At 72.2% G+C, this 15,075-nt stretch carries 12 protein-coding genes; 1 reads left to right on the top strand and 11 read right to left on the bottom strand.

Annotation, left to right across the window (positions count from 1 at the left end; translation table 11 throughout):
- Positions 1 to 2: 2 nt before the first annotated feature.
- The 11 genes from RB614_RS25475 to RB614_RS25525 all read right to left on the bottom strand — a co-directional run bounded on the left by RB614_RS25475 (position 3) and on the right by RB614_RS25525 (position 13,311).
- Entirely contained in the window at positions 3 to 731 is a 729-nt protein-coding gene (locus RB614_RS25475) for an ABC transporter ATP-binding protein (RefSeq protein WP_308715146.1), read from the bottom strand.
- Entirely contained in the window at positions 731 to 1,447 is a 717-nt protein-coding gene (locus RB614_RS25480; RefSeq protein WP_308715147.1) for an ABC transporter ATP-binding protein, read from the bottom strand. Before RB614_RS25480 ends, RB614_RS25475 begins: the two co-directional genes overlap by 1 nt.
- A gap of 181 nt (positions 1,448 to 1,628) precedes the next feature.
- Entirely contained in the window at positions 1,629 to 2,579 is a 951-nt protein-coding gene (locus tag RB614_RS25485) for a branched-chain amino acid ABC transporter permease (RefSeq protein ID WP_308715148.1), read from the bottom strand.
- Positions 2,576 to 3,442 carry a branched-chain amino acid ABC transporter permease gene (locus RB614_RS25490; RefSeq protein WP_308715149.1) on the bottom strand — a complete coding sequence of 289 codons (867 nt, stop codon included), beginning with the start codon at positions 3,440 to 3,442 and terminating at the stop codon, positions 2,576 to 2,578. The genes RB614_RS25485 and RB614_RS25490 overlap by 4 nt, the downstream gene beginning before the upstream one ends.
- A 7-nt stretch (positions 3,443 to 3,449) precedes the next feature.
- Positions 3,450 to 4,625, bottom strand: coding sequence for an ABC transporter substrate-binding protein (locus RB614_RS25495; RefSeq protein ID WP_308715150.1), 1,176 nt, complete (start codon positions 4,623 to 4,625; stop codon positions 3,450 to 3,452).
- A 44-nt stretch (positions 4,626 to 4,669) separates the two neighbouring features.
- Positions 4,670 to 5,074 carry a roadblock/LC7 domain-containing protein gene (locus tag RB614_RS25500; protein ID WP_308715151.1) on the bottom strand — a complete coding sequence of 135 codons (405 nt, stop codon included), beginning with the start codon at positions 5,072 to 5,074 and terminating at the stop codon, positions 4,670 to 4,672.
- On the bottom strand, positions 5,071 to 7,680 hold the full coding sequence (locus RB614_RS25505) for a sensor histidine kinase (protein WP_308715152.1): 2,610 nt from the start codon (positions 7,678 to 7,680) through the stop codon (positions 5,071 to 5,073). Before RB614_RS25505 ends, RB614_RS25500 begins: the two co-directional genes overlap by 4 nt.
- A 1,011-nt stretch (positions 7,681 to 8,691) precedes the next feature.
- Positions 8,692 to 9,099, bottom strand: coding sequence for a helix-turn-helix transcriptional regulator (locus RB614_RS25510; RefSeq protein WP_308715153.1), 408 nt, complete (start codon positions 9,097 to 9,099; stop codon positions 8,692 to 8,694).
- Between the two features lie 149 nt (positions 9,100 to 9,248).
- Positions 9,249 to 10,517, bottom strand: a complete 1,269-nt coding sequence (locus tag RB614_RS25515) for a cytochrome P450 (protein WP_308715154.1) — start codon at positions 10,515 to 10,517, stop codon at positions 9,249 to 9,251.
- 158 nt (positions 10,518 to 10,675) lie between these two features.
- A complete protein-coding gene (locus RB614_RS25520) occupies positions 10,676 to 12,346 on the bottom strand; it encodes an alpha-amylase family protein (RefSeq protein ID WP_308715155.1) in 1,671 nt (556 codons plus the stop codon).
- Positions 12,343 to 13,311, bottom strand: a complete 969-nt coding sequence (locus RB614_RS25525) for a TIGR03885 family FMN-dependent LLM class oxidoreductase (RefSeq protein WP_308715164.1) — start codon at positions 13,309 to 13,311, stop codon at positions 12,343 to 12,345. Before RB614_RS25525 ends, RB614_RS25520 begins: the two co-directional genes overlap by 4 nt.
- Positions 13,312 to 13,410: 99 nt before the next feature.
- Between RB614_RS25525 and pgi the strand changes: the two genes are divergently transcribed.
- Entirely contained in the window at positions 13,411 to 15,057 is a 1,647-nt protein-coding gene (pgi, locus tag RB614_RS25530) for a glucose-6-phosphate isomerase (protein ID WP_308715156.1), read from the top strand.
- Positions 15,058 to 15,075 lie beyond the last annotated feature (18 nt).

The following is a 15,075-nucleotide window of genomic DNA, read 5'->3' on the forward strand; positions in this document are numbered from 1 at the left end:
GGTCAGCTCCCTTGCGGTAGTGGCTGGTCGATGCTGAGCATCGATTGGACGGTCGTGGGGTCCGCGCGCACCTGCGCGGTGGGCGCGTCGAAGACGACCCGCCCGTAATCCAGGACTGCGATCCGGTCCGCCACCTCGATCGCGTGGTCGAGCCGCTGCTCCACGAGCAGCAGGCCCAGTCCGGCCTCGGCCAGGCCGGTGACCAGGCCGCGTACCCGGGCGGCCAGGTCGAGCGCGAGCCCCTCGGAGGGCTCGTCCAGCAACAGCACCCGGGGCTGGGTGAGCAGCGCGCGGGCGATCGCGAGCATCTGCTGCTCGCCGCCGGAAAGCTGGTCGCCCCGGTGCTCCAGCCGCTCCCCCAGGCGGGGCAGGAGCTCCAGCACGCCCTTGATGGTCCACATCGGACCTTCCTGGTGCCGCGCCGCGAGCTTCAGGTGTTCGGCCACGGTCAGGCTGGGGAAGACCCGCCGTCCCTGCGGGACGATGCCGACCCCGGCCCGCGCCACCTGATGCGCGGGGCGGCCGGCCAGGTCCGTGCCGCAGATCTCCACCACGCCCGAGTACGGTCGCAGGAGCCCGGCGATCGCGTGCACCAGCGTTGTCTTGCCGGCACCGTTGCGGCCGACGAGGGCCTGCACTGTGCCCTCCTCGACGGTGAGCCCGACGCCGTGCAGCACCCGGCCGCCGTGGTAGCCGGCGAAGAGCCCGTCGACGCGCAGAGCGGAAGCCATCACGCCACCGCCCCGCTGTACGCCTGCCGCACCGCGTGCGACACCCGGATCTCGTCCGGCGTACCGGTCGCCACGTACTGGCCGTCGCGGAGCACGGTGACCACGTCGGCGAGCGCGTAGACGAGGTCCAGCCGGTGCTCGACCAGCAGTACGGTCACATCCTCCGGCAGGTCGCGCAGCACCTCGCCGAGCCGCTCGAACTCCACAGCGGACAGTCCCGCGGCCGGCTCGTCGAGCAGGAGCAGCCGCGGTTCGCCGGCGAGCGCCATCGCTATCTCCAGCTGCCGCCGCTGCCCGTGCGACAGCCGTGCCGCCTCGGCGCCGGCCTGGGCGGCGAGCCCGAGCCGGTCGAGCAGCTCGACGGCCGTGTGCCGGGAACGCCTTACCCCGCCCCGCCGCCGGGCCGCCGCCACGGCCACGTTGTCCAATGTGGTCAGTGATGGCCACACCGCCGGCCGCTGGTGGATCCGGCCGATCCCCAGCTGTGCCCGCCGCGCCGGCCCGTACCCGGTGACGTCCCGCCCGTCGAAGCGGATCCGGCCGCCGCTGGGCCGGATCGCGCCGGCCACGAGATCGAGCAGTGTGGTCTTGCCGGCCCCGTTCGGCCCGATGATCGCCCGCCGCTCGCCCGGCGCGATGCGCAGGTCGAGCCGGTCCACGGCGACCAGCGAGCCGTACCTCCGGGTGAGTGCCTCCGTGATCAGGACGTCCGCCACTACGCCTCCTGGTTCGCTCGCTCGTGCGGCGCCAAAGGCGACGTCTTCCTCCGCCACCCCGAAACCCCGACTCCGTCGGCGGGGCAGCTCCGTCCAGACGCCGCCGCGCCAACTCGCTCGCTCACTACGCCTCCTGGTTCGCTCGCTCGTGCGGCGCCAAAGGCGACGCGCTCGCTCACTGTCATGCCTCCTGGTTGGCGCGCCTGACGGCGCGCGGCGACGCCGCTCGGTCCCGACGGCCGATGCGGCGCCAGTCGAATCCCGCCACCCCGCGTGGCAGGAGGTAGGCCGTCAGCACGAACAGCGCGCCGAGGAGCAGCGGCGCGTGCCCGGGCAGCAGGCCGGAGAGCCAGTCGCGGGCGGCGAAGACGAGCGCCGTACCCGCGACCGCGCCGAGCATCGACCCGGCGCCACCGATCACCACCCCCAGCAGGAGCAGGGCGGCGGTGTCGAAGCTGAAGTCGGCCGGCGAGACGTACTGCTGGGTGGTGACCAGCAGCGCGCCACCGGCACCGGCGATCGCGCCCGCCGCGACGTACGCACCGGCCAGGTACGCCGTCACCGGGTGGCCGCTGGCCCGCATCCGCGCCTCGTCGTCGCGGCTGGCCCGCAGCAGCAGCCCGGCCGGCGAGCGGAGCGCGAGCAGCACCAGGGTGACGACCACGCCGACCACCGCCAGGGCGTACAGGTAGCGGGCCCGGTCGGAGTCGAACGCGGCCGTCGCGATCAGCCCGTCCGTGCCGCCGGTCGCCGCCTTCCACCGGCTCGCCACGGTGATCGCCAGCTCGCCGATCGCCAGCGTGATCATGAGGACGACCACGCCCCGCGCGTACACCACGAGCGCCGCGGTGAGCAGCGCGAACGCCGCGCCCACCCCGGCCGCCGCCAGCAGTTGCACCGGCGGGCCGCCCACCTCGTGGAGGCCGACCTGGGCGGCCGCGTACGCCCCGGCGGCGAACGGGGCCGTCTGCCCGAGCGTGGGCAGCCCGGTCACGCCGGTCAGCAGCGCCACGCTCACTCCGACCAGGCCGAGCACGAGCAGCCGGGAGAGCGTGGCCGTCGTGTAGTCGTCGACGAGCCAGGGCACCGCCACCGCGAGAGCGACGGCAGGGAGCAGAACAAGCCACTTCATGCCGTACTCCATCGCCGGAGGAGGCCTCGCGCGCGGGCGGCGAGGATCAGCGCCATGGCCGCGTACAGCAGGAAAGGCGCGGCCGTCGGCAGCAGGGCGACCCCGAGGGTCTGGATCTCGCCCACCGCGAGGGCCGCGACCAGCGTGCCCACGACGGAGTTGAGGCCGCCGAGCACGACCACGACCAGCGAGAGGAGCAGCACGGTCGCGGCGGTGCTCGGCCCCGGGCCGATGATCGGCGCGCCGAGCACACCGGCCAGCCCGGCCAGCGCGCCGGAGACGGCCAGCACGCCGACCCGCACGCGGGTCGGGTTGACGCCGAGGCAGGCCACCATCTGCGGGTCGTCGACGGCGGCCCGCACCAGCATGCCGGCGCGGGTGCGGGTCAAGGCCAGGTAGAGGCCGACCGCGATCACCGCGGCGACCACGATGAAAACCAGCCGGTACGCGGCGTAGGAGTGCCCGGCCAGGTCGATCGGGCGGTCCAGGGCCGCCGGTACCCGCACCGGCAGGTCCTCCGGGCCGAACGCGCTGACCAGCAGGCTCCCGCCGGCCAGCGCGAGCCCGAACGTCAGCAGTGCCTGGGTCAGGTGGTCGCCCCGCTTGACCGGCGTGAGCAGCCCGGCCAGCGCGGTGCCCGCGGCGGTGGCGCCGGCGACCCCGGCGACCAGCGCCAGCGGCACCGCGGCCCAGCCACCGTCGGCCAGCCACGCCGCCACGTAGGCGCCGATCGCGTACAGGGTGCCGTGGGCCAGGTTGAGGATCCCGGCTACGCCGAAACTCAACACCAGCCCAGCGGCGACCACGAAGAGCAGCAGACCGTACGCGACGCCGTCCAGCGCCGGTATCAGGTACGGGTCCACTCTGGACTCACTCGCCGACGGTCGCGAGATCGCCGACGACCGTGTTGGACAGCGCCCGCCCGTCCTGCCGGACCTGCCGCAGGTACCACTTCTGCACCGGCGAGTGGGTCTTCTTGGAGAACTGCCAGGCGCCGCGCGGGCTCTCGATCTGGCCGAGGCCGGCGATGGCCTCGTTGATCGTCTCCGCGGTCGGGTTGTCGCCGGCCGCGCCGATCGCCTTGTCCAGCACCGCGGCCGCGTCGAACGAGGCCATCGCGTACGTGGTCGGCGGGCCGTCGTGGTCGGCCTTCCACGCGGCGACGAACTCGCGGTTCTGCGCGTTGTCGAGGTCGGGCGAGTAGTTGAGCACCGAGTACACGTTGCGGGCCGCGTCGCCCTGCGCGTTGAGCACGCCGCCCTCGGTCAGGAAGCCGGCCGCGTACAGGGGCAGGTCCTTGACCTCCGACTGGGCGTACTGCTTGACGAAGTCGATCGCCGCCGCGCCCGCGTAGAACGTGTAGACCGCCGCCGCTCCGGAGGCCTTGATCTGCGCGAAGTACGGCGTGAAGTTCTTCGTCGCCGGGAACGGCGTGAAGAGCGTCTTGCCGTCCGCGTTGGCCAGCTCGCCACCGGCCCGGGCGAACGCGTCGGTGAAGCCCTTCAGCTGGTCCCAGCCGCCCTGGTAGTCCGGGCCGATCGCGTACACCTTGCCCTTGACGTTGTCCTTCACGTACTGGGCGATCGCCGCGCCGGTCTCCTGCGACAGGTACGAGGTGTGCCAGACGTGGCTGACGTCCTTGAGCTCGGGCCGGCCGTTCGAGCCGATGAACGGGATCTTCGCCGGGCCGATCACGGGCTGGATCGCCGCGGCGGAGCCACCGCCGACGACGCCGGTGAGCGCGACGACCCTGTCCTGCTTGACGAGCTTGGTGGCGGCGGGCACCGCAGTCGGCGCGCCGTCGCCCTCGTCGGCCACGACCAGCTCGACCGGGTGGCCGCCCAGCTTGCCGCCGTGCATGTCGAGGTAGAGCTGGAAGCCGTCGCGGATGTCGGTGCCGATCGCCTGGTAGGTACCGGACAACGAGGCGAGCAGGCCGACCTTGAGCGTGCCGCCCGCGCCACCGCTCTCGTCGGCGCAGGCGGTGGCTCCGGTGGCCGCCAGGCCGAGTGCGATCAGCGCGGCGGTCATCTTGTGGATACGCATGGGTACTCCGTCTAGGGGGAGGCGGAAGGGACCGGGGGGTTCGTTCAGCGGCTGTGCGAAAGGGCCGAACGGGCCGCCGGGGTGAGGGCGTCGCCGATGCGGTTGGCCAGCTCCGTCATCTCGTACGAGACCTTCCCGACGTCACAGTTGGGGGTGGCCAGCACGAGCAGCGACGCGCCGTCGTTGAAGGCCATGGAGAACATGAAGCCGCCCTCGAGCTGGGTGACGTTGGAGATCACCGAGCCCGCGTCGAAGAAGGCGGCGGCGCCGCGCAGGAGGCTGACGAGGCCGCTGCCGGTGGCCGCGAGCTGGTCGGCCCGGTCCGGCGGCAGCGCGCGGGTCGCGGCCACCATGAGCCCATCGGCCGAGATGGCGATGGCGTGGCTGACGTCCGGCGCGCGTTCGGCGAAGCTGTCCAGCATCCAGCCGAGGTCTCGTTGGTTGGTCACGAAGGCTCTCCTGTCGCGTCGTTGTTGGGCGTGGCGTTGGCCAGGGGACGGCGGCCCGCGACACCGCGGGCGTACGCGGACATGGCGGAGGCGACCTGTGCGGGGTCGCGCCGCTCGGACCCGCCGTGGTCGCCGCTGGGCGGCACGGCGCCGGGGATCAGGTGCGCCTGCGGCTTGCGGATCGGCAGGCCGGTGCGGGTGGTGCCGACCACCTGCGGGGTCTCGAGCTGGGACGCGGCGCGCCAACCCTCGTCGCCGGGGGTGGTCCAGTTGGCCACGGCCGGCGGGACCGGCGACTCGACCGCGGGTGGCGGTTTGGGCGCTTCGCTCTGCTCCAGCCCGACAGCGTGGTCGTGGTCCGCACGGAACCAGCTGTTGACCTGTTCGAAGATGATCAGCTCCTGGGTCTGGTCGATCTCCCGGACCTGCGCGCGGCCCTGGATCGGAATCGGGTCCGGTGGCGGCGGCGGGATGGTGGGCGGCCGGGTCGGGAGCCCACCGTTCGGTGCGTTCGCCGCCTGCTGGCCGCCCTTGACGCCGGGCCGGCCGCCGTTTCCGGCGGGCAGGCCACCGTTGGCGCCCGGCAACGGGCCGGCGTGCGGGGTGCGGGGAAGCGGGATCTGCATGCCGGCCGGCGCCGGGCTGACCGGGATCGGCCCGTCCATGCGGATGCCGGTCTCCAGCCCGCCGCCGAACAGCGGCGAGTGGCCGGCGCTGGGCAGCTCCTGGTCCTCGGGTACCGGGCGGATCATCTTGCCCGGCAGCGAGACCTCGGCGATCGTGCCGAGCCGTGGGCCCGGGCGCAGCTCGACCGTCGCGCCGAGGCGGATGGCGAGCTGGCCGACCACCACCAGACCCATCGCCCGCACGGCGGCGACGTCGATCGCCGGCGGCCGGGAGAGCACGTGGTTGAGCTGGGCCAGCCGCTCCTTGGGCAGGCCCACGCCCTCGTCGCTGATCTGCACGATCACGCGGTCGCCGAGGCTCCGGGCGGTCACCCAGGTCTCGCTCTCCGGCGGGGCGTACGTGGTCGCGTTGTCCATCAGCTCGGCGAGCAGGTGCACGACCTCGTCGACCGCGTCCCGGGAGACCGCGACGTCGGTGTCGACCACGCCGAGGCGTACCCGCTCGTAGTGCTCGATCTGGGAGAGGGCGGCCTGGAGCATCTTCGACAGCGGTACGTCCTCGTGCCGCATGCGGCCGACGCCGACCCCGCCGAGCACCAGGAGGCTGGCGTTGATCCGCGCCATCCGGGTGGCCAGGTTGTCCAATGTGTACAGCCGTTGCAGCCGCTCGGGGTCGGTCTCGTCCTGCTCGACGAGGTCGACCTGCGCCAGCACCGAGTCGACCAGGCGCTGCTCGCGACGGCTGAGGTGGATGAAGATCTTCGAGGTGTTGGCCCGCATGACGGCCTGCTCGGCGGCGGTGCGGACGGCCGCCCGGTGCACGGCGGTGAACGCCTCGCCCACCTCGCCGATCTCGTCCGCGCTGCCCCGGTCCATGCTCGTGGTCACCTGCGCGGCCAGCATCTCCGGGTGTACCGAGGCGTCGGGGCGGCGCAGCTCTTCGACCATCGCCGGCAGCTCGTCGAACGCGACCGCGTTGGCCGCGTCGCGCAGCCGCCGCAGCCGGTGCGTGATCTGGCGGGCGACCGCCCAGGTGACGAGCACGGTGAGGGCGAGCGCCACGGCCATCGCGGCCGCTTCGAGGATCGCGTTGCGCCGCTCGTCGACCCGCGCCGCGTCGATCCGCTCGAAGACCGCGCCGTCGACGCGCTGCTGCACCTCGTACAGGCGGCGGGCCCAGGACTGGGTCGCGGTGATCCAGTCCGCCGTCGGTACCCGCAGCCGGGTGCCGGGCTCGGCCCGGGAGACCTGGTCCTGCAGGCGCTGCAGGCCGACGATCTCCTGCCCGCTGCCGGCCTGCTCCCACCAGACCCGCCACTGCGGGGTGGCGAGGCTGAGGAACGTCAGGCTGTTTTCGGTGAAGCCGGTGCGCGATGCGGTGATGTCCTGCTGCATCGCCGGCGTGAGCTGGCCGGCGGCCAGGGCGCGCATCACCGCGACCTGCTGCTGGCCCACGGACTCGCCGGCCTTGGAGAGGGCCGAGGACGCGCGGATCTGGTCGGCGATCTCCGCCGACTCGACGCCTTGCGCGATCGCCTCCCGGTAGGCCAGCAGGTCCGCGATGACGATGCGGTAGCTGAAGGTCATGGCGGAGACCGAGGCGTTCGCGGCGGTGCGCACCTGCGCCCGCAACGGTCCCAGGTCGTCGATGGATCCGTCGATCCGCTGCAGGACGGCCGCGGTGCCGGATGGCACGGACGGCACGAGGGCCCGCTGCCGCCGGTACTGGGCGACCGCCTGGTCCGTCTCCGCCGTCTGCTTCGCGTACGCGTCCTCTTGTCGGGTGCCCCCGGTGGCCAGGAGATCGGCCGCGGAGACCCGTTCACGCTGCAACTGATAAGCCAGGGCGCCCGCGTCGGCGCCGAGGCGCGCGAGGACACCGAGGTCACTGGCCCGCTCGGCTTGCTGGACGCTGCCCGCTAGCGCCAGGCCGGCGAAGCCGACGACGGCGACCAGCGGCGCGACCACGATGATGCGCATGCGAGAGGCGATCTTCCAGCCCCGCTGCCGAGGGCCCGGTCGGGCCGCATGGGCTTTTGTACCGGACGCCAAGATTCACTCCCACGGGTGGTCGGCACAGTTCCAGTGCACGTTGCAGGTCGCAATTCCCATTGGGTCGCACACGACGTGCGACAAACAGGCTTGCCCGTGGTACGAAAAACCGGTACCCACATTTGTACCGCGCGCAGAGGATCAGTCACTCCCCGTAGTGGGAATGTGGACAATTGCCCAAAATCCCAACCCGAGCTACCGCGACGTCCCCGCTGGTCCGGCCCGTCGACCGCCCCGGGCGGCCGTCGAGATCGTGGTACGCAGTTGCCCTCGTGCGGGCGGATCCGTACCACGATCTGCTGGGATCGGGGTCGAGGTCGGTGCGCCCTTTGAACGGCGTCGGGCGTCGGCTGGCTCGCGCGGAAACGGCGGTCGGTTTGGGCGGTGATCGTTGGCCGGCAACCGGCGTCACACAGCGTGGGGCTCACCCCGTTACCGCGCCCTCGCTCGACGCCACCGGCGCCGGCTCCGCCGCCGCGCGACCCCCGGGCTCTTGATCGACGGAAGGCTCGCGGCCGTCCGACCCGCCACTGTGGACCACCTCCCGTGGCCGGCAGGGAAGCAGCAAAGTCCCTGACATTGCTGCTTCCACCCGTCGACGAGGCAGCAAAGTCAGGGACTTTGTCGGGATCTTGAGGGCGCGCGGCACGCGGGCGCGCGGCACGCGGGCGCAGGGCACGCGGGCGCAGGGCACGCGGGCGCAGGGCACGCGGGCGCAGGGCACGCGGGCGCAGGGCGGGGCACCCCGCGCGGGGCGCGCGGCGCGCGGGGACGGGTGACGGGCGGTGCGGCGGCGGAGGGCGGGGCGGCGGGCGGCGGATGGTTGGGGAACGCGGAGGGTGAGGCCGCGGGAGCAACGGTCTGGACCACGACGGGCATCGCGGTAGCTCATGTCGGGGTGGGTGTGGTTCGTCGGGGCGACCGAGGCCGGGCGGGCGCTCAGCGGCGGCGGCTCCGGCGGAGGGCGCGGTCGATGACCGAGCGCAGGTCGTCGATCTCCACGACGACCTCGGTGGGGCCGAGCATCGCGCCGTTGTCGACGATCATCGCCACGATGTCGTCCGCCGGGGTGCGCGGGCGGGGCACGGTGCGCTCGCGCGGGCCGCGCCGCCCGTCGGCGGCGATCTGCTCGCGGGCCACGTCCGGCCAGAGCGAGGCGAGCAGGCCGCCGGTGCCGAGCACCTCGTCGCAGCGGACGGCGAACTCGCGGCTGCCGTAGCGGCGGCCGGACTCGACCGCGGCGACGGTCTCGCGGCTGAAGCGGACCCGGTCGGCGAGCGCGCGCTGGGTCAGCCCGTTGCGGGTGCGCCAGCGCCGCAGCTCGCGCCGGAACCGGCGACTCGCCATCGGATCAGGGGCAGCATCGGATGGCGCACGGTCCATGTGCTCACCTTCGAGTCGACCCGCCTATTGGAAAACCCCGCCGCTCCCATTCTGACGGCCCGGCCGACCCGAGGAAAGCCACTCCAAAGATCGACTCGGAAAGTGACCGCCGATCAGGCGGCGCGTGGAGTACGGTCGTCCAGCTGAGCGAAGGTCTCAACGAAGACAGGCAATGCGTTGTGCGCCCGGAAACCCACATTGGGCTTGAAGGAAGTGGTGTGGTCGGGCGCCAGCCGCAGGCCGGGAACGGCCGCCGTCAGATGGGTGAGCGCCACCTGCACCTCCAGCCGGGCCAGCGCGGCACCGATGCAGAAATGCGGTCCGTAACCGAACGCCAGGTGGTCGCGGACGTCCGCGCGGTGCGGGTCGAAGACGTCCGGGTGCGCGAACGTGGCCGCGTCGCGGTTGGCGGCGCCGAGCAGCAGCAGGCAGCGCGAGCCGGCCGGGATCGTGGTCTCGCCGATCGTGACGTCCCGCGTGGTGAGCCGCAGCCAGCCGTCGATGGCGGGACCGAAGCGCAGGGTCTCCTCCACGAACGCGGGCACGCCGGCCGGGTTTTCCACCAGCCGCTCCCACCGGGTGGGCACCGAGAGCGCGTTGTCGAGGCTGTGCGCGATCAGGCCGGAGGTGGTCTCGTGCCCCGCCACCAGCAGGTTGAACGCGAAGCTGGCGACCTCGTTTTCGGTCAGGATCTCGTCGTCGCCGGCCCGGTAGCGCAGCGCCTTGCTGATGAAGTCGTCGCCGGAGTACCCGTCCTGGACGCGGAGCGTGACGAGCTTCTGGCAGTACCGCCAGAAGTCGAGCAGGCCGCGCGCCAGGCGTACCTGCTCCTCCGGGGTGGGCTGGCCCCAGATCAGCGCGATCTGCCCGTCGGACCAGCTCTTGATCGCCGGTACGTCCTCCGGTGGCACCCCGAGGAGGTCGACGATGACCAGCAGCGGCAGCTCGGCCGCGAAGTCGGAAACGAGATCGACGACGGTGCCCCGCCGGGCGACAAGGCGGGACACCAGCTCGTCGACGCGCAGGCGCACGATGGCGCCGAACTGCTCGTTGACGCGCGCGGACGTGTTGGGGAACGTCGCCCGCAGCGCGCGTCGAGTGCGCGTATGCGTCGGCGCGTCGGCCGCCGCGGTGGTCGGCGGAGCGTCGATCTCCATGACGATCGACAGCGCCTCCGGACACATCTCATAAATGGGCAATAGGGTCAACGCGTTGCTGAATGCTTCGTTGTCGCCCAGCGCGTTGCGTACATCAGCGTGTTTGGTGATCAGCCAGAGTCCGAGATCCTCGGCGTAATGCACCCGCTCGGGGCCGTCGAGCAGATCCCGCCAAATAGCGGCCGGGTCGGTGAGATACGTGCCAGAGAACGGCCTGAGCTCCATGCCTGCCTCCTCGGGACTTCTACCGTGCGATACGGCGGAGGCGTTAGTCAATAGCCATTCCTGATACGCAATTTGAGGTTCACATGCGCTCAATAGATGCAAGTTGCGAAATGCACGTGAGGCCCGTTCTTTGCATCGCGACCAACCGTGTGCCGACCCTACGGGAGGAAGACCTCGCCCGGCTTGACCACCCGCAGCCAGCGGCAGCCGTACCGGTCCACGCGGAGCGTAACCTGCCCGTCCGCCACCGGTGTGCTGCCGTCGGCGAGCAGGTCGACGAGGCGGTGGCCGGGCTCCAGGCCGTCCAGCCGGAGCGTCACCTCCACCGGCTCCTCGGCGAAGTTGTGCAGCGCCACCACCGTGCCGCCGTCCTGGTCGGCGCGGTGGGCCAGCACCCGCTCCGCGCCGTGGGCCAGCACCTGGTACCGGCCCCAGGCCAGCTCGGGGCACTGCCGGTAGCGGCGGATCAGCAGCTTCGTCCAGGACAGCAGCGAGTCCGGGTCGCGCAGCTGGGCGACGACGTTCACGTTCGCCGGGCCGTATTCGCCGCGCACGACCGGAGCGGCGAGCTTCTCCGGGTCGGCGGTGGAGAAGCCGCCGTTGCCCTCGCCGGACCACTGCATCGGGGTACGCACCGCGTTGCGCCCCTCCGCGCCCAGCTCCTCGCCCATGCCGATCTCCTCGCCGTAGAAGAGCACCGGCGTGCCGGGCAGCGAGAAGAGCAGGCTGTACACCATCCGGACGCGGTCCATGTCACCGTCCAACATGGACGGTAGTCGGCGGCGCAGGCCCCGGCCGTACAGCCGCATCCGTTCCTCCGGGCCGAACGCGTCGAAGACCTCCTGCCGTTCCGCCTCGCTCAGCTTGTCGAGCGTCAGCTCGTCGTGGTTGCGCACGAACGTCGCCCAGTGCGCGTCCTCCGGCGCCGCCGGCCGCTCCCGGAGCGCCTCGGCGAGCGGGTCCGGCCGCTTTCGCGCCAGCGACAGGTAGAGCCGCTGCATGGCGATGAAGTCGAAGCACATCGTCAGCTCGTCGCCGTCTTCGTCGCCGAAGAAGCGCATGGTCTCCGGGTACGGCAGGTTGACCTCGCCGAGCAGCACCGCCTCGCCGTCGTGCCGGGACAGGAAGGCGCGCAGGTCGCGCAGGTACTCGTGCGGGTCCGGCAGCTGGTCCGCGTCGAGCGCGCCATCGGTCTCCAGCAGGAACGGCACGGCGTCCACCCGGAAGCCGGACAGTCCAAGGTGGAGCCAGTAGCCGAGCACGCGGCCGATCTCGTCGCGGACGGCCGGATTGGCGACGTTGAGGTCAGGCTGGTGCTTGTAGAAGCGGTGCAGGTAATACTGGCCGGCCGTCTCGTCGTACTCCCAGAGGCTCTTCTCCTGGTCCGGGAAGACCACGCCCTTCGGGCCGTCCGGCGGCGGCTCGTCCCGCCACACGTACCAGTCCCGGTACGGCGACTCGCGGCTGGCGCGGGCGCTCTCGAACCACGGGTGGCGGCTCGACGTGTGGTTGACCACGAGGTCGGCGATCACCCGGATGCCGCGGTCGCGGGCCACCCGGAGAAACTCCACGAACTCGCCGCTGCTGCCCAGCCGCCCGTCGACGCCGTAGAAGTCGGTGATGTCGTAGCCGTCGTCGCGGTCCGGCGTCGGGTAGAAGGGCATTAGCCAGATGCAGGTCACGCCCATCTCGTCCAGGTAGCCGACGCGCTGGGCGAGGCCGTGGAAGTCGCCGCACCCGTCGCCGTTGCCGTCGAAGAAGGTCTCCACGTCGAGGCAGTAGACGACCGCGTTCTTCCACCACAGGTCGGCGGTGTGGCTGAGCCTCACGACCCACCCCCGCGCAGTTGCGGCAGCACCTTCGCGCCGAAGACGTCGAGGAACTCGTCCTGCTCCTTCCCCACGTGGTGCACGAAGATCTCGTCGAAGCCGAGGTCCGCGTACTCCTGGAGCCAGGCCGCGTGCCGCGCCGGGTCCGCGGAGGTCCGCACGACGTCGCGCATGGCCTCCGGTGGCACGTGCTTCGCCGCCTCCTCGAAGTGCTCGACCAGCTCCAGGTCCCAGCAGACCGGCGGGGCGAAGACGTTGGTACGCCACTGGTCGTGCGCGATCCGCAACGCCTCGCCGTCGTCGGCCGCGTAGCTGACGTGTACCTGTAGCCGCAGCGGCCCGCGCCCGCCGGCCTCCCGGTAGGCGTCGACCATCCGGCGCAGGTGCGCGTGCGGCGCGCCCACGGTGATCAGCCCGTCGGCCCACTCCGCGCACCAGCGCGCGGTCGCCACGCTCACCGCGGCGCCGACCAGGCCGGGCATCTCGGCGGGCCGGGTCCAGAGCCTCGCCCGGTCCACCGTGACCAGGCCGTCGTGGGTCACCTCGGCGCCGGCCAGCAGCGCCCGGATCACGTCGACGCACTCGCGCAGCCGGGCGTTGCGCACCTGCTTGCGCGGCCAGCCGTCGCCGGTGATGTGCTCGTTGCTGTACTCGCCGGTGCCGAGTGCGGCCCAGAAGCGCCCCGGGTACATCGCGGCGAGCGTGCCGATGGCCTGCGCGACGATCGCCGGGTGGTAGCGCTGGCCGGGGGCGGTCACGACGCCGAACGGCAGCCGGGTCGCCTGGAGCGCGGCGCCGAGCCAGGACCAGGCGAAGCCGGACTCACCCTGCCGCTCGCTCCAGGGTGAGAAGTGGTCCGAGGACATCGCCGCGTCGAAGCCGGCCCGCTCGGCCCGAACGGCCGCGGCGAGCAGGGTACCGGGGGCGATCTGCTCGTGCGAGGCGTGGAAGCCGTAGAGGGTCATGGGTGGCATACCTGCCCCCTTCCGCGCGGTCTTACACCGGCCGTTCACCGCTGACCGATAGGGTCGGGTGGGTCCGTACCGAAAAGCCGGGAGTGAGCGATGCCTGACACAGTCCGCCTCAACGAGCTACCCGAGTGGGCCGCGCTGGCCAAGCACCGCGCGGAGCTGGGCGGGACGCACCTGCGGGAGCTGTTCGGGACCGATCCAGGCCGCGCCGACCGGCTCACGGTACGGGTCGGTGACCTGTATCTGGACTACTCCAAGCACCTGGTGACCGACGACACGCTCGCCCTGCTGCGCGACCTGGCCGCGGCGCGGGGTGTGGCCGCGTTGCGCGACGCGATGTTCCGCGGCGAGAAGATCAACGTCACCGAGCGTCGTGCCGTCCTGCACACCGCGCTGCGTGCGCCGCGCGACGCGGTGATCGAAGTGGACGGGGAGAACGTCGTGCCGGCCGTGCACGCCGTCCTGGACAAGATGGCCGCCTTCGCCGGCTCGGTACGCTCCGGCGCCTGGACCGGCGCCACCGGCCGGCGGATCCGCACGGTCGTCAACATCGGCATCGGCGGCTCCGACCTCGGCCCCGCGATGGCGTACGAGGCACTCCGGCCGTACACCGCCCGGGCGCTCGACTTCCGCTTCGTGTCCAATGTCGACGGTGCCGACCTGCACGAGGCCACCCGCGACCTCGACCCGGCCGAGACGCTCTTCATCGTGGCGTCCAAGACGTTCACCACGATCGAGACCATCACCAACGCCACCTCGGCCCGCGAGTGGCTCGTCGACGGGCTGGGTGGCGACGAGAGCGCGGTCGCCAAGCACTTCGTCGCGCTCTCCACGAACGCGAAGGAGGTGGCCGCGTTCGGCATCGACACGCAGAACATGTTCGAGTTCTGGGACTGGGTGGGCGGCCGCTACTCGTACGACTCGGCGATCGGCCTCTCCCTGATGATCGCGATCGGGCCGGAGCGCTTCCGCGAGATGCTCGACGGCTTTCACCTCGTCGACGAGCACTTCCGCACCGCGCCGCCGGAGGCGAACGCGCCGCTGCTACTCGGCCTCCTCGGCGTCTGGTACGGCGCCTTCTTCGACGCCCAGTCGCACGCCGTCCTGCCGTACAGCCACTACCTCGCCAAGTTCCCCGCCTACCTGCAGCAGCTCGACATGGAGTCCAACGGCAAGTACGTCGACCGCCAGGGCGAGCCGGTGCGCTGGCAGACCGGCCCGGTGGTGTGGGGGACGCCCGGCACCAACGGTCAGCACGCGTACTACCAGCTGCTGCACCAGGGCACCAAGACGATCCCGGCCGACCTGATCGGCTTCGCCCGGCCGGTGGCCGAGCTCTCGGCGCGGCTGGCGGCGCAGCACGACCTGCTGATGGCCAACCTCTTCGCGCAGGGGCAGGCGCTCGCGTTCGGCAAGACCGCCGAGGAGGTACGCGCCGAGGGGGTGCCGGAGGAGCAGGTGCCGCACCGCACGTTCCCGGGCAACCACCCGACGACCACGATCCTCGCCACCGAGCTGTCGCCGTCGGTGCTCGGGCAGCTCGTCGCCTTGTACGAGCACAAGGTCTTCGTGCAGGGCGCGATCTGGGACATCGACTCGTTCGACCAGTGGGGTGTCGAGCTGGGCAAGGTGCTCGCCAAGCGGGTCGAGCCCGCCCTCACCGAGGGCGCCGACGTCGCCGGCCTCGACACCTCGACGGCGGAGCTGGTGGCGAAGTACCGCCGCCTCCGCGGCCGCTAGCTCCCGCCCTCCCCACGT

This window comes from Phytohabitans maris, assembly GCF_031085175.1.
GTDB classification, from domain to species: domain Bacteria; phylum Actinomycetota; class Actinomycetes; order Mycobacteriales; family Micromonosporaceae; genus Phytohabitans; species Phytohabitans maris.

Bases quoted from the DNA above. Each gene is read 5' to 3' on its own strand.
- RB614_RS25475 (WP_308715146.1), bottom strand. From the start codon at position 731: ATGGCTTCCGCTCTGCGCGTCGACGGGCTCTTCGCCGGCTACCACGGC.
- RB614_RS25485 (WP_308715148.1), bottom strand. From the start codon at position 2,579: ATGAAGTGGCTTGTTCTGCTCCCTGCCGTCGCTCTCGCGGTGGCGGTG.
- RB614_RS25495 (WP_308715150.1), bottom strand. From the start codon at position 4,625: ATGCGTATCCACAAGATGACCGCCGCGCTGATCGCACTCGGCCTGGCG.
- RB614_RS25505 (WP_308715152.1), bottom strand. From the start codon at position 7,680: ATGCGCATCATCGTGGTCGCGCCGCTGGTCGCCGTCGTCGGCTTCGCC.
- RB614_RS25510 (WP_308715153.1), bottom strand. From the start codon at position 9,099: ATGGCGAGTCGCCGGTTCCGGCGCGAGCTGCGGCGCTGGCGCACCCGC.
- RB614_RS25515 (WP_308715154.1), bottom strand. From the start codon at position 10,517: ATGGAGCTCAGGCCGTTCTCTGGCACGTATCTCACCGACCCGGCCGCT.
- RB614_RS25525 (WP_308715164.1), bottom strand. From the start codon at position 13,311: ATGACCCTCTACGGCTTCCACGCCTCGCACGAGCAGATCGCCCCCGGT.
- pgi (WP_308715156.1), top strand. From the start codon at position 13,411: ATGCCTGACACAGTCCGCCTCAACGAGCTACCCGAGTGGGCCGCGCTG.